Genomic DNA, 15,102 nt, shown 5'->3' on the forward strand with positions numbered 1-15,102 from the left:
TCGTTATGGCTTCGCTGACCGCTTTTAAAAAAGCAAATGCATGGATGAACGTTCATGCCACGGATCTGCGCCAGGGACCGTCGAACTTTCATGTCCATTATTGGGGATTTATGCCGAAGCATTACAGCAACTCCGTCCACCGCCATTCTTTTTTCGAAATCTGCTATGTGCTGGAAGGAAACGGTGCCTACAGCGACAGCGGTAACGATTACCCGCTTCGTGCGGGCAGCGCCATCTGTTCGCGGCCCGGCGCCTGGCATCAAATTCGCAGCGAAGACGGCATGGCGCTGCTGTTCGTCGCTTTTGACATCGATGAAGAAACGACGCGGGCCGATTATGCGAAGGCTTTTCGGAGACTGGCCCAGGACGGGGTTCCCTGCCTGGACTCGGTCTGTCTCACACCTGCAGCCAAGCTGTGGGAAGTCCTGCTTGCGATGTGCGAACAGGAGCCTCTGCGTTACCCGGCGGAAGTCCTGCAAAATGTATCCCATTCGTTATTGTCTTCGTTTCTCCCTTTGTTTATGCCGGATGCGACCGAGGTTCCCGTCGAATCGGCTTTCGCGGACATACGGCGGCGGCCGGGCAGCGAGCTGTTCCAGAGGGCCCGCCTGTATATCGAAGACAATCTGGAAGCTGGACTGACCTTGGAAAACATTGCCCAACATCTGCATGTTTCGCCTCGCCATCTGTCGCGATTGGTTATGGAGGAATGCGGGCAGACCCTGATCCATTACGTGCAGGAGCGCCGTATTCGCCGGGCCCAACAGCTGCTGCTCTCCACGAATGCCGCAATCAAGGAAATCGCCGAACAATGCGGATTCGAATCGGTCCATTATTTCACCCGGGTCTTTTCCCGCAAGCTGGGCGTACCTCCGGCACGTTTCAGACGTTCGGGATTCGCCGAAGGACGTTCCGATTCTGTCCGTTGAGTATGGCCCGATGTCCGTTCTGTACAAAAAGGAAGCCGCTTCGTCCAAATACGACCCTCCCTACTTTATCTACAATGAGCTTGAGCCGGCAGAACGTGTTCTGCTTCCGCTCCCAAACTCAATTTGTAGAAAGAACGGAGGGTTTTGTTATGTTCGACAAGCTGCCGCGAAACCGGATTCACGCCGATGGATCCGACTGGGCTTGTGCGGATCCGGGCGGGTTCCCGCCCGATTTGCAGACCGGTCACGAAGCGATAGCGGAAGCCGTTCTGGCAGCATTCCGGAACGGACAACAAAAGAAAAGCATTATGGCGATCGATGCGACGCACGGCGCGGACCTTGCAGCGGTTATCTCCGAATTGGCGGAACGACTGGAACACCAATCGATCCGGCTGCAGGTCTATTTTACCGAAGATTATCTGTACACCGGGAGCGAACTGCGCCGGCGCTTCGATCGCCATATCACCGATAACCGGGTGTTCGGCTATAGGGCAGACGGCGTCTCGTTCACCGAGTATTTCCGTCCGGGAGCAGCCGCATGCTGGGCGGAAGAAATAGATACGGATCTGAAGCAGCATCTCTCCGTTCCCCAAATTTTTCTGATCTGCGGCCCCGGCGCTCGGTGGCTGGGAGGAGATCGGATCGATCTTTCGTTCTACTGTGATGTGTCCCGGGAGTATCAGCAGCAGGAACATCGGCGCTCGCTGCGCAATTTCGGCTTCTCCTGGAACCGGGACCGGACGGAAAAGTACAAAATCTGTTTGTTTCTGGAATGGCCGATCCGGGAAACTTACCGCAAACAGAATTTGAGCCGCTTCGATTACTACGTGGACCTGAACCGTCCTTCCGAGCCGGTCTTGACCGCAAGCGCGGATCTGATACGTCTGCTGGCGGAGACAGCGAAACAACCTTTTCGCGTCAAGCCGTTTTTCGCACCCGGGGTATGGGGCGGGCAGTATCTGAAGCAGCTGTGCGGACTGCCTTCGGAATGGGAGAACTGCGCCTGGAGCTTCGAGCCGATCGCGCCCGAGAATACGATTCTGCTGGAGTATCGGGACCGGACGATCGAAGTTCCTTTTTCGCTGCTGCTGGGGTGTGAGCACCGGGCCGTGATGGGAGATCGGATCGCTGCGTTGTTCGGCGATTATTTCCCGATCCGCTTCGACTATCTGGACACCATGGACGGCGGCGATCTCTCCTGCCAGGTCCATCCCAAGCCTTCGTATATCGAAGACACCTTCAACGAAAAGATGGCGCAGCAGGAATCCTATTACATTATGCAGCGGCGCAGCGGCGCAAAAGTATATCTGGGGTTGAAAGACGACACTTCACCGGAGGAGTTTCTGGAAGCGGCCAAGCAGTCCCACGAAACGGATCAGCCTCTCGCCTTCGAATCCTATGTCAACGCCTACGATTCGGAGAAAGGCGCTCTGTACCTCGTCCCGCCGGAAACCATCCATTGTGCGGGTAAAAACAACCTCGTGCTGGAAATTTCTTCGACGACCTGGTGGTTTACTTTCAAGATTTACGATTACATGCGCCGGGATCTGGACGGGAAGCCGCGCCCGCTCAATCTTGAACATGCCAAACACAATGTACAAGGTTCCCTTTCCGAAAAAGAAGCCCGTACACAGCTTATTCCTCTTCCCCGGCTCATCGGGCGTCAGGGAAACAACAAGGAACATCTGCTGGGCGAGCACGACGAACTGCTGTTCAGCGTAAAGCGTATTTCCCTCGTCGATCATTGGGAAGACGATACCAACGGCGAATTCGTCATGTACAACTTGGTCGAAGGCGAAAGCGTCCGCCTTGTCCCGCTGTCTTCGCCTGCCGGCACCCTGGAGTTTGGCTACGCCGAAAGCTGTATTGTTCCGGCCTCCGTCGGGGCATACCGGCTCGAGAATACGGGAAACACCCCTTGCAAGCTGGTCAAAGCGGGCGTTGCGGCCCATTGGCAGACACCGCTGCTGCCTCACGGATGGCTGCCAAACCGGACGGAGCAGCAATGAATCGCCCGGAGCGGACGGCTGCCTCCCCTCGGTCTGCAAGCCCTGAATCCGCGCCGGACTCCGTTACGCTGGCGCTTGATGCGGGAGGCACGGAACTGAAATGCGCGGTTGTCGTACGAGGAATCCCCGTGAGCGAAACGATCCATGCCCGGCCTTCCCGTTCCGGTGAAGAATCCGCTGTAATCGTATCCGGTTTCGCGGCCGCCTGTATCGAACTGCTGGATCGGTATACCGCCCAAGCGGGTCTTCTGCCTATCGCTACGAACCTGCGTGTCGGCTTTGCTTTTCCCGGGCCTTTCGATTATTCCGCCGGGGTGGCGCTGCTGCGAAATCTGGGCAAGTACGAGAGTCTTTACGGGATCAACATACGCGAGGCGCTGCGAAGCGAGTTTATTCGTCTGGCTCGACACGGACAACGCTATGCCGCTCAACTTGCGCAGGCCGAGATTCGTTTTGCCAATGATGCTCTTCTGTTCGGACTCGGTATCGGACGTCGATACCCGAGAGAACGCCTGCTGTGCTTGACGCTTGGTACGGGTCTGGGCTCGGCCTTTGTCGAGAACGGCCGTCCGGCCGCAGGTCCGTGCGTTCCTCCGGACGGTTATCTCTATCCGCAGCCTTACCGCGGTCGAACGGCGGACGAACAGTTCGGCCGGCAGGGTATTCTGCGCCTCGCTCGAGAATTCGGTGTCGACCCGGGCGGAGATCTCAAGCATTTCGCCGAGAACGCCTACACGGGAGACCTTCGGGCTGCCGCCGTTTTCTCCGAATACGGACACCGGTTAAGCGAATTCCTGGCTCCCCATATCGCTTCTTTTCGTCCCCATCGCCTGATTCTGGGCGGTCAAATCTCGAAAAGCGCCGACCTGTTCAACGCTCCGCTGCAGGAACCGATGCAACGTGTAAGCGGTCTCTTGGAGACGAGCGACCGTGCCCTGACCTCTACCTTTCAGGGAATCGAAGCTTTGTTCGAAGATTCCGAAGATTCTCTGCCTTCTGCTGATAAAAAACGTGCAAGTCCCGACCGGGTCCACAAAGAAAGGACGATGACTGTGAATGCTACCTTGCAAAACCATCCGCAACCTCTGCCGAAACGAACATGGACCGTCTGTGTGATTCATCATTCGCACACCGATATCGGCTACACGGAACGCCAGGAGAAAATCGAACGTTTCCAGATCGACTTTATCCGTCAAGCGCTTGGAATTCTGGAAAAAACTAAAGAAGGCGGGCAGTCGGACGACGAAAAATTCCGCTGGACCTGCGAAACGTTCTGGGCCGTCGAACGGTTTCTGGAACAGGCTTCGCCCGAAGAACGCGAGCAGTTCGCTCAGGCCGTCCGCGGCGGGCAGATCGAACTGTCCGGTACTTATCTGAACATGACGGAACTGCCGGATTATCCGCTGCTGCGCCATATCCACAGCAGAGCGGTTGCCTACGCGGCTTCTATCGGACATACGGTCGACTCGGCCATGACGGCGGACATCAACGGTTATGGTTGGGGTTATGCGCGCAGCCTGCTGGAAAACGGAATCAAACATCTATTCAGCTGCGTTCATACCCATCACGGCATGTTTCCTCTGGGCCGCAAGCAGACGCCATTATGGTGGGAAGCCTCCTCGGGAGAACGGCTGCTGGTCTGGAACGGCGAACACTACATGTTCGGAAACGAGCTGGGTCTGTGTCCGGGTGCGCTGGGCAAATACGTGATCCGGGACGAATTCGATCATGCCTCGATCGATGAGAGACATGACGAAATCGCCCGTGTCCGGATGCTGCGTTATCTGTGCAAGCTCGAGGAAGAAGGGTACCCATACGATTTCGTACCGGTCATGCTCTCGGGCCTGGGCACGGACAATGCTCCGCCCAACGAACGCATCCCTGGCTTTATCCGCAGCTGGAACGAACAATACGGCGAAACGATCCGTATCGAAATGACCGGCCTGCACGATTTTTTCGAGCGTCTCAAGCGCGAAGATACCAGCGGCCTGCCTGTCCACAGAGGAGATTGGCCGGACTGGTGGTCCGACGGTACGGCGTCCACGGCTATGCATACCCAAATCTTCCGCGATGCCCAGCGTGTGCTTAGACAAGCGGAACATCTAGACCCCGATCGGGTCGTCCTTGCCAAGACCGAGATCGACAAGATTCTGCAGCCTCTTATTCTGTATGCCGAACATACGTGGGGCTACCATTCTTCCATTTCCGAGCCGTGGCATCCGAACGTACAGCTGCTGGAAGTCCGGAAGCTGGCTAATGCCGCAGAAGCAAGCCGCCTCGCCTATGGAGCGCTGGACAAAGTTCTTGCCGCCCAAGGTGCCGCCTCTCTTTCTCCCGAACGGATGCTTCGCTACCGGGTGATTAATACCGCACCGGTCGCTTCCCGGCAGTTGGCCGCTCTGCAGTTGGACGGATGGGAGCCCGCTCTGCTGGCCGGCGGTTTCGATATCGTACACGAACAGACAGGCCGGAAACTGGACTGGCAGCAGACTCATCCGCAGTTAATGAATGTAGATATCGCTTTGGAAGCCGGAGAAGACGCTCTGCTCCATATTGTTCCCCGCCCCCCAAAAAACGAAGCGGCCGGAATCACGACGTCCAACACCCGGCTGATCGGAAGCGACCGGATTTCCGATATGGAAGACCTATATCCGGATTCTGCTCCCCCTTTTCCGATTTCGATTCATGAACAGGGGATCGAGTCTCCGTTTTGCCGAATCGAATGGAAACAAGGGCAGGGTATCGTCTCGTGGCGCAATCTTCCGACCGGAGAGGAGCGGCTGAAAGCCGGCAGCCCCCACGGCGCTTTCACGCCTGTGTACGAAGTGACCTCTGTAGAAAATCCGCGGAATGCAAGAGAGGTATGGACCTCCCGAAGCCAAATGGGCCGCAATCGCAAAGGCCCGGATGTCCATCGCTCCGCCGGCCGTCTGATACGGGTCAAGACGCTGGAAAACGGACCGCTCCAAGCGACCTTGGAGCTGCAGTACGAGGTGGAAGGCATGAGTTCGTATCACCTTTTCCTCAAGGTATACGCCACGATAAATCGGGTCGATGTCGCGGTCCGACTGCACAAAGACAGCGTGTGGATGTCCGAAAACGTCTATATCGCCCTGCCGTTTACCGGCGGAAGCGCAGCCCCGGACAGGCTGTACGCGGACAAAGCAGGGGAATGGATTCGTCCCTGGAAAGATCAGCTTCCGGGAACCTGCCTGGATTATACATGCGTGCAGAACGGTTTGGCCTGGGTCGGCGAAGCTTCGGATTCGCTTCTGATCAGTATGCCGGATACGCCGCTGGTACAGCTGGGCCCGCTCGAATACGGCCGACGTCTGGTGCACACCCAACAGCCGGCCGAAGCGCAGCCCCTTCCGTATTCCTGGCCGTTGACGAACTACTGGGAAACCAATTTCAAGGCGACGCTTGGCGGATTCTATGAATTCCGTTACTCGGTGGCCGCAGGAGAATCGGCGGATACCGCGGGCCTCGCCCATGAGCTTCAGGCCCTTAATGACGGATTTATCGTCACTCGCATGAAGTAGCGGGTATTCGCCCCGTTTCCCCGCAGCGAAGAAGGTCCGAGCAGGCTCGGACCTTCTTTTTCATTCCCCGGTGTTCGCTTGGTCTTCCCGATCGTTCAGGTTCGAAATACCGAATATCTCTTCCGGTATTCGCCGGGCGTCAGCGACGTTTCGCGCTTGAACAAACGGGCGAAATAGTTGGCGTCGCGGAATCCGCATTGTTCGGCCAGCCTGCCAAGTGTATCGTCGGAATGCGCAAGCAGGCGTTTGGCGCGTTCAATCTGCAGATGATGCCGGTAAGAGAGCGGACTCATCCCGGTGTACTGTTTGAGGCAGCGGGAAAGGTAATCGAAATGATAATGCAGATCGCGCTCCATCACAGCCGAATCGAACGGCTGCTGAAGGCAGCGCGCCAGATAGGCCGCTGTTTCTTCGCCGAGGCGATCGGCGCGGGAGCGGCCCGGCGAGATCGATAATCCTTTTTGCAGATGAAGCAGCAGTTGACCGAACTCGACCTGAAGCTCGAAAGAGCGGGCCAGCGTCAGCGTTTCGTACACACGCAGCATGCCGTTCAGCAGCGGCCGAAGCGCCGCCAGATCGACGGCCGCATATTTCGGAAGGGCGATACTGCCGGGGCCCGGCTGCGTTTCCTGGCTTGTACGGGGCGGCAGCGGCTGTCCGGGCGCAAGCTCTTCGCTCTCCCGGATCCGGGCTGCGGCTGTTTGCCGAAAATGGATCCAATACACTTCGGTGTCGTATTCGACTGCCCGATAACCGCCATGCCGGCGCCCCGCTTCCAGAATCAGCATCTCTCCGGGAGCGATTGCGTAGCGTTCCCCTTCTTCTTCGATATAGAGCGTCCCCGATACGCATACGATCAGATCGTAAGCTTCGAAGACCCGCTCGGCATGCCTCATCCCTTTGCGCCAAATACCGTGTCCGACGGCGGCAATCTCCGGCAGAGGCGGAATATCCAGTTCCAACACGCGCACAACTTCCCTCCGTTCTGTTGAAGCTCTCGGTAAATGATGTAGAGATTGTACGATACAGAGTCGGGATTGTCAGCTTTTTTCGGCAAAAAGATCGGTTACAGTAGTAGAGATCGTACGGTTCGCCGTTTTGCCAATCTGCATCCATTTTGTTCATACAGGAGGACTTTCCATGAGATTCCGTCAGGTTCATCTCGATTTCCACACATCCGAAGCGCTGCCCGAGATCGGTAGGGACTTTTCAAAAACGCAGTTTCAGAACATGCTGAAGCTCGGCCATGTGGACTCGATCACCGTCTTCTCCAAATGCCATCACGGCTGGGCTTACCATCCGTCCGAAGCCAACGACACCCACCCGAATCTGTCGTTTGACCTGCTCGGCGCACAGATCGAAGCGGCGCACGAGATCGGGGTCCGTACGCCGGTCTACCTCTCCGCGGGCCTCGACGAAAAGCTGGCGCGACGTCATCCGGAATGGCTGATTCGCGACCGTCAGGAACGTACCAACTGGGCCGCCGATTTTATGGAACCGGGCTACCATCAGTTCTGTATGAACACGCCTTATCTGGACATGCTGGCGGCCCAAGTTCGGGAAGTAGTCGAACGTTATGACGCGGACGGCATTTTTCTCGATATCGTCGGGGTACGCGAATGCTACTGCCAGTCCTGCGTCGCCGAAATTCGCCGCCGGGGTTCCGACCCCCGCAGTACGGAAGATATGCGCGCTCTGTGGGAAGAAACCTACTCGAAGTACGGAGCTGCCATGGACGAGGCGGTGCATACGCTCAAACCGGAACTGCCGCTGTTCCATAATAACGGCCATATTGCGCGCGGGCGCCGGGATCTGGCTGCGTTCAATACCCATCTCGAACTGGAATCGCTGCCGACCGGCGGCTGGGGTTACGACCACTTCCCTCTGTCGGCGCGTTATGCCCAGGGACTTGGCATGGACGTGCTCGGCATGACCGGCAAGTTCCATCAATTCTGGGGCGAATTCGGCGGCTTCAAGCATCCCAATGCGCTGCGTTACGAAGCGGCACTGAATCTCGCGAACGGTGCGGGATGTTCGGTCGGGGATCAACTGCATCCGCTCGGCGAAATGGACGAAGCGACCTATGCTTTGATCGGCGAAGCCTATGCGGAAGTCGAAGCCAAAGAAGAATGGTGCCGGGACGTCTCTGCGGTCGCCGATATTGCGCTTCTGTCCGCGGAAGCGGCCGGTTCGTTCTTCGAGAGCGGAGCCGCGGCCGAGAAAGACGCGGCCGCGGCCGACACCGGAGCGGTGCGTATTCTGCTGGAAGGACATTATCTGTTCGATGTCGTCGATACGCAGAGCGACCTGAAGCCTTACCGGATTCTGATCCTGCCGGACCGGATCGCCGTCACACCCGAACTGCAATCGAAGCTTGCCGCTTTTACGGCGGCCGGGAGCCGGATTCTGGCAACGGGGCGTTCGGGCCTGACGCCGGCAGGCGACCGGTTCGCGTTGGACCTGGGGGCGGAATGGATCGGAGAGTCGCCGTTCAATCCCACTTATGCCCGTCCGGATTTTGAACTCGCGTCGCTGAGAAGCACTTCGTTTCTGGTCTATGCGACAGGGTACGAGGTCGGCTTGGCGGCAGGCGGCCGTTCGCTTGGCAGCCGGCAGAATCCGTATTTCAACCGCGACCTTTTCACCTTCACTTCGCATCGCCATGCGCCTTCCCGGGGCGTAGACGTTGGACCGGGCTTTACCGAAGGGGCGGACGGATTTTATGCGGCTTGGAATCTGTTCACCGATTATGCGCGTTATGGCAGCCTGCCGGTCAAACAGATTCTGATTCATCTGCTCGATTCCCTGCTGGAATCCACAGCCGGCGGGCGCACTGTATCCGTCAAGCTACCTGCACAGGGAATCGTCACGCTGCAGGAACAGCCGGAGGCCGACCGCCGGGTGCTGCATCTGCTGTACGCTCCTCCGATCCGCCGCGGCAAAGATACCGAAGTGATCGAGGACCTGCCGATTGTTCAGCGGACCGAGGTGACGCTTGCTGAGACGCGTACGGTCAAGCGGCTGTACCTGGCTCCGCAGCGCACGCCGCTCGATTTTGTACAGGAGAACGGAAAAATCGCCTGCACCGTACCCGAGTGGTCATGCCATCAGATGGTGGTTGCGGAGTTCTGAGGGATGGGTTGAAGCAGGAGCGCGCTGAGTGTCACTGCAGCAGGAATCTTGGGGGTGGCGAAGACGGCTAGAGCGACGATCGCAGGATTCGTTGGCATGGGGTGACGGACAGCTGCCCTGAAAAAAGCGCACGTCAAAACCGCTCTTTCGCCAACGTGGCGACAGAGCGGTTTTGACGTGCGGATCAAGCGGACTTCAAACGTTGGCCGAGCAGGCTGTTCCGCTTCCGGAGCGGTGTATCTTTTTTCGTATCCATATTGGCTACGTCGCCGACAGTTCTTCCGCCGCAGCTCCGAGCCCCGCCGGCTTCTGCCAGCTTCCCGTCGGCTGGGAAGCTGTGACGTCGCCGCCGCGTACGACGATCTCGCCGCGCACAATTGTTCCGGTCACGCTGCAGGGAAAGGTATGTCCCATGTACAGGGTCTGTTTATGCTTGGCGTAATAGTTGTCTTCCGTCACAGTGAACGCTTCGTTCAAATCGACGATCGCAAGGTCCGCGTCGAGGCCAACGGCGATCGTGCCTTTGCGATCCGACAGGCCGAAGCGCGCAGCCGGATTGGAAGCGGTCCAGGCGGCGACTTTTTCCAGCGGAATGTTCTGCGCAAGCGCCGTTTCCAGCGCCGACAGCAGGGTGAACTGCCCGCCGCTGATCCCGCCCCACGCCTGGAACAGATTGAAATCTTTCGGATCCTTCATGTCGTACGGACAAGGCGAATGGTCCGACGACAGCATATCGAATTTGTTGTCCGCGAGCAGGGCGATCAACCGCTGCTGCTCGTCCGCTTCGCGCAGCGGAGGCGCACACTTGGCGATCGTTCCTTTTTCCCGCAGATCGTCATGGTTGAACAGCAGGTAATGCGCGCACGTCTCGACGCTTACGTCCATGCCCCGCGCTTTGGCCGCTTCGATCTTCGCGACGGCCGCGGCCGAGCTGATATGCACGAAATGCAGCGCGCAGCCGGTAATTTCCGAGTAGTACAGCGCACGCTCTACCGCTTCGACCTCGGCGATGATCGGACGCGTCTCCAGATAGTCGTCGGCGCTGAACAGACCGGCTTTTTCTTTTTCTTCCTTAAGCCAGTTGGTGATCGCCGCACTTTCCGAATGCAGGGCCAGAATCTTACCGAGCGCCGCGATCTTTTTCATGCCGGTCAAGAGCGTCATATCGTCCACCGCTTCGAATTCCTTGTTGCCGGTCGTGGACAGAAACGCTTTGAACCCGATCACGCCCGATTCCGCCAGCGGCTGCAGATCGTCTTCATTGCCCGGCACAAGTCCGCCCCAAAGCCCGAAATCGACGATCGACTTTTCTCCGCCCAGACGAGCTTTGTCCAGCAGCGCTTCCTCGGTGACCGTCGAAGGAATACCGTTCAGCGGCATATCGAAAAAGGTGGTACAGCCTCCGGCGGCCATCATGGCCGACCCGGTCGTGAACCCTTCCCAGTGTTCCCGCCCCGGCTCGCTGAAGTGGACGTGTACGTCGATCATGCCCGGCAGCACATGCCGTCCGGCCGCATCCCACTCCTGCTCCGCTTCCGCATTCAGATTTTCGGCGATTGCGGCGATTTTTCCATTTTTGATGCCGATGTCGGCTTTCGTAACGCCGCCCGGCAGTACGACACTGCCGCCGCGGACGATCAGATCCAAACGTTCCATAGACTTCTCTCCTTTTCGAATCTTTCGATTGAGATGCAGGTGCGGATCAGGCCGCTTCTTCGTAGATCGTGCCTTTTTTGAACGAAGAGCCTTTGAAAGCGAATTTGCTCAGCAGCAGATACGACACGCCCGCTGCCGTAAAGCCGATGACCCAACCGATGTCCACCAGCAGGAAGGCTGCGCCGGCTCCGATCGCCATGGCAAGCAGCGCACTCGGATTGTAACCCGCAAAGTTTCCGGTCTCCCTGTACAATTCCATCGCATCGACCTTCTGCCGGCGCAGAATGTAGTAGTCCGCGAGCAGGATCGCGACGATCGGACCGAGGAAAGCCGAGTAGATCAGAATGAACGTGTTCAAGCCCTGCGCCGAAGAATCCTGTACGAGCACCCAAGGGAACGAACAGAGCGCCAGCAGACCGGTTACGACAACCGAAGCTTTGTATTTCATCTTGGTCACGAGCGAGATGACGTAAGCCGGAGGCACGATATTGGCGACCATGTTGACAGCCACCGCGCCGATGACGATAAAGGCCGATACCGCTACGGTGATATACGGATTATCGACGATAATCGCGAACGCTTTGACCGGATTCGAGATGCCTGTCGCCGCCGCCATCATCGCTCCGATCGTCAGAACGAAACCGTAGGCGATCACAATCGGGAGGAAGTAGAGCATGCTGCGCTTTTTATCGCTGATGCCGGTCTTGAGCTCACGGGAATAGTCGGCCGCACTCAGGAAGATCGCCGCATAGTTGCCCAGGAAGACCATAATAAAAGCGAAGAACGGGAGTCCCCAGGTGCCTTCGGTGTTGACCCACACATCGGCAATCGCCGCGCTGTGCGAATTCAGCAGAACCCCGAACACGTAGACGAGAGCCAGCATGATGACGACCGAAGCGAGCGTTTCCACCCACTTGATCGCATGAAAGCCGTAAAGCGACAGTCCAATCTGAACCCCCTGCAAAATGACGAAGCAGATCGGGATGCTGTCGAACCCGCCGCCGCTGAGCACTTTGACAATCTCGTTCAGCGCCGTCGCTCCGACCCAACTCTGGAAGCCGTACCAGACGATAGCGGGCACGCCGCGCAGGAACGAAGAAATCACGGATCCTTTGATGCCAAAAGACATGCGAAGCTGAACCACGTAAGGGATGCCTGTGCGATAACCGAAGCGATCGTTGAGCGCGAAGATGACGGAGATGATGCCGATCGCAATGATCGCGGCCACGAAAGTCTGGAACACATTGAGCGTAGCCATCCCCGCCGCGATCAAGCTTGCTCCGAGCGTCATGTTGCCGAGATTGACGCCGTCTCCGATCCACATGAACATGTATGCTACCGGACCGACCGTTCTTTCGTTTTCCCGTTTGGGTTTTAGGGAGTCGTCCAACCCGATCTCTTCATGCAGCTGCGTTTCCTCCAACACTCGACCTGCCAAATTCGTGGACATACTCAGCACGCTCCCTCTATAGACGATTTAAAATCCGGTAAGATAACGTTACTCGTTTATGTAATGTTTTCTTACTCTCATTTCTTATTTCTTATTTTATCATCTCCTCCGCACAATTCATTGACAAAAACGTAGATTATCGCGGGGTTTGCTGTTGAAATTAAACAAAAAAACATCACACATAGTGTGATGTCATAGTGTAAGCGGTTTATTTGTACCTTCAAGGATCAAAATTAACTACAGCGGCTTGTATTCCATGTCAGCTTTGACCGGATTGCGCAGGCCTACCTGTTTGAAAATATCGCACTCCGCCATGTCTCCTGCAGCGATGACGACCGAACCGGGCGTCCCGGTCAGGATCACATCGCCGGGATTCAAGGTCATGATCTTCGACAAGAACGAAACCAGATAGCTCGGCGAAAAAATCATCCGCTCCACCGTATTCCGGTGCATCGGCTCTCCGTTGAGTCGTGTAACGACTTCAAGCGTATTCAGATCTTCATACTCGTCGGGCGTCACGAGCGAAGCACCCAGACTTGCGAAAGTGTCATAGCTTTTGGCCCGCTGCATGAAGCGCGGATTGCGCGCATGAATGTCTTTGGCCGTCATGTCGAGCGAAGAAGCATAGCCGGCCGCATACTCCAGTGCCTCCTCTTCCCCGACCGAGCGGCAGCGACGGCCGATCACGATCGCAAGTTCCGCTTCCGCCGTCACTTCTCCGATTCCCGCAGGCCATTCGATATATTCGCCGGGTCCGATCAGCGAGGTGTCCGGTTTGAGAAAAACGACAGGTTCGTCTTCAGGCGGACGCCCGGACAGTTCGATGGCTTTGGCCAGATAGTTCATGCCGATCCCGATGATCTTGCCCGGCCGGCGATACAGCGGACCGTAGGTCACTTCATGCTCGGCCAGCTTCGGCAGGGCTGCCAGCCGCCGCGCTCCGCCTTGATCGTACCAATCCCGCAGCGAGTCCAGCCGGCCCGCCTGCAGCAGATCCCACAGATTCGTTTCCCAGTCCGTGCCTTCCCGTTCATTCACCGCCGCAAGCGGAATCAATCCGGCCTCGGTTATCAGCGCCGCTTGTTCCTTTCCTTCATACCGAATCGTCGCCATTCTCACAGCCGTACCTCCCCGCCGAAGCGCTCCGCGATCCAGTCCAGCAGCCTCAGGTCGGTGCCCGGGCCTCCGATCCATGACAATCCGATCGGCAGTCCGTCTTCGCGCAGCACCGGAACGGTCACCTGAGGCAGCCCGGACAGACCCGCGATGCAGGACAGCTGCATCGTTTTGGCCCGGTAGGCTTCCGCTTCCGGACCTCCAAGTCCGAGAAGCGGCGCGGGGCCCGGGGCGGTCGGAACGGCAAGCAGCCCGTCGCTGCCCAGCAGGTCGACCAATTGGCTGCGTACGCGCCGACGCCGTTCGGCTTCCGCCCCGCTGTCTCCTGGGCGCAGAGTGCTCGTCCATTGGAAACGTTCCGCGATTCCGGGACCGAATGCCGGGCGTTCGCGCTCGATCCACGCCCCATGCTGCTCCCAAATCTCCAGGCCCTGCAGCACGCGAAAAGCCGCCGACCAATCGCCCAGCGATTCCCCTTCGGCCGTAAGCTCGATTTCGATCCTCCCGTTTTCCCATCCTTCACTAATGCCAAGCTGCTGCTGCAGCCTCCTGCGATCGGAAGATTCCAGCAGCGCCCATGCTTCTTCCGCGGCAAAAAAACGGGTGAACGGCTGCGCTCGTTCGCTGCGCGCCTCGTTGCCGCCGAGCAGGACCTGACCGACCCGTCGCAAAACGGAGACATCGCGGCTCATCCAGCCGACCGTGTCGAAGCTTGCCGCCAGCGGAATAACGCCTTCTGCGGATACGGCGCCGTGCGTCGGCCGAAATCCGTACAAGCCGCAGTAGGACGAAGGAATGCGTACCGATCCGCCCGTGTCCGTGCCGACGGCAAAATCGACCAGACCGGCCGCCGCCGCGACAGCCGAACCGCTGGAAGAACCGCCCGGAATCCGCTCCGGCGCAGCCGGGTTGACCGGCGTACCGTAATGCGAGTTCTGACCGTTCAGACTGTACATCAGCTCGTCGGTCTGCGTCGTCCCTTGAAGCCGGGCGCCTCCTTCGAGCAGCTTGAGCAGGGCCGGAGCCGTCCGATCGGACGGTTCATGCGTACGCAGCCAATCCGGATTCCCGGCTCCGCGGGTCACACCTTCGATATCGAATACGTCTTTGACCGCAAAAGTCAGACCGTCCAGCGGTCCGCTTCCGGTCGGCGCCTTTTCGACATGCCGATCGACGAACGCACCGCCGTATTCTTTTTCCGTCCGATTGAACGCCGATGCCGGTTTTTCCGATCCGTTCTCGAGCCTTTTTTCCGTTTCGCTCATCTC

General features: G+C 57.9%; 9 protein-coding genes. 4 read left to right on the top strand and 5 right to left on the bottom strand.

Annotated features, from left to right (window positions below):
- Positions 1–5 precede the first annotated feature (5 nt).
- The 3 genes from HRQ60_RS01710 to HRQ60_RS01725 all read left to right on the top strand — a co-directional run bounded on the left by HRQ60_RS01710 (position 6) and on the right by HRQ60_RS01725 (position 6,480).
- The gene (locus HRQ60_RS01710) at positions 6–929 is read left to right on the top strand and encodes an AraC family transcriptional regulator (RefSeq protein ID WP_172193901.1); all 924 of its coding nucleotides are present in this window, start codon (positions 6–8) and stop codon (positions 927–929) included.
- A 149-nt stretch (positions 930–1,078) separates the two neighbouring features.
- Positions 1,079–2,938, top strand: a complete 1,860-nt coding sequence (locus HRQ60_RS01715; protein WP_172193902.1) for a class I mannose-6-phosphate isomerase — start codon at positions 1,079–1,081, stop codon at positions 2,936–2,938.
- A 128-nt stretch (positions 2,939–3,066) separates the two neighbouring features.
- Positions 3,067–6,480 carry an ROK family protein gene (locus HRQ60_RS01725; protein ID WP_343044582.1) on the top strand — a complete coding sequence of 1,138 codons (3,414 nt, stop codon included), beginning with the start codon at positions 3,067–3,069 and terminating at the stop codon, positions 6,478–6,480.
- 95 nt (positions 6,481–6,575) lie between these two features.
- On the opposite strand, the gene HRQ60_RS01730 is transcribed toward HRQ60_RS01725, so the two are convergent.
- Positions 6,576–7,451: a helix-turn-helix domain-containing protein gene (locus tag HRQ60_RS01730; protein ID WP_172193903.1), complete on the bottom strand. Its 876-nt coding sequence runs from the start codon at positions 7,449–7,451 to the stop codon at positions 6,576–6,578.
- Between the two features lie 169 nt (positions 7,452–7,620).
- Here HRQ60_RS01730 and HRQ60_RS01735 point away from each other — a divergent pair, with 169 nt between their 5' ends.
- Entirely contained in the window at positions 7,621–9,612 is a 1,992-nt protein-coding gene (locus HRQ60_RS01735; RefSeq protein WP_172193904.1) for a beta-galactosidase trimerization domain-containing protein, read from the top strand.
- Positions 9,613–9,873: 261 nt separating this feature from the next.
- On the opposite strand, the gene HRQ60_RS01740 is transcribed toward HRQ60_RS01735, so the two are convergent.
- The 4 genes from HRQ60_RS01740 to HRQ60_RS01755 all read right to left on the bottom strand — a co-directional run bounded on the left by HRQ60_RS01740 (position 9,874) and on the right by HRQ60_RS01755 (position 15,099).
- Positions 9,874–11,268 carry an allantoinase gene (locus HRQ60_RS01740; RefSeq protein WP_172193905.1) on the bottom strand — a complete coding sequence of 465 codons (1,395 nt, stop codon included), beginning with the start codon at positions 11,266–11,268 and terminating at the stop codon, positions 9,874–9,876.
- 46 nt (positions 11,269–11,314) lie between these two features.
- Entirely contained in the window at positions 11,315–12,718 is a 1,404-nt protein-coding gene (locus tag HRQ60_RS01745) for an NCS1 family transporter (protein WP_172193906.1), read from the bottom strand.
- A 237-nt stretch (positions 12,719–12,955) separates the two neighbouring features.
- Positions 12,956–13,831, bottom strand: coding sequence for a fumarylacetoacetate hydrolase family protein (locus HRQ60_RS01750; protein WP_246281049.1), 876 nt, complete (start codon positions 13,829–13,831; stop codon positions 12,956–12,958).
- A gap of 2 nt (positions 13,832–13,833) precedes the next feature.
- The gene (locus tag HRQ60_RS01755; protein WP_172193908.1) at positions 13,834–15,099 is read right to left on the bottom strand and encodes an amidase; all 1,266 of its coding nucleotides are present in this window, start codon (positions 15,097–15,099) and stop codon (positions 13,834–13,836) included.
- Positions 15,100–15,102: the final 3 nt, after the last annotated feature.

This window comes from Saccharibacillus qingshengii (genome assembly GCF_013185195.1).
GTDB lineage: Bacteria > Bacillota > Bacilli > Paenibacillales > Paenibacillaceae > Saccharibacillus > Saccharibacillus qingshengii.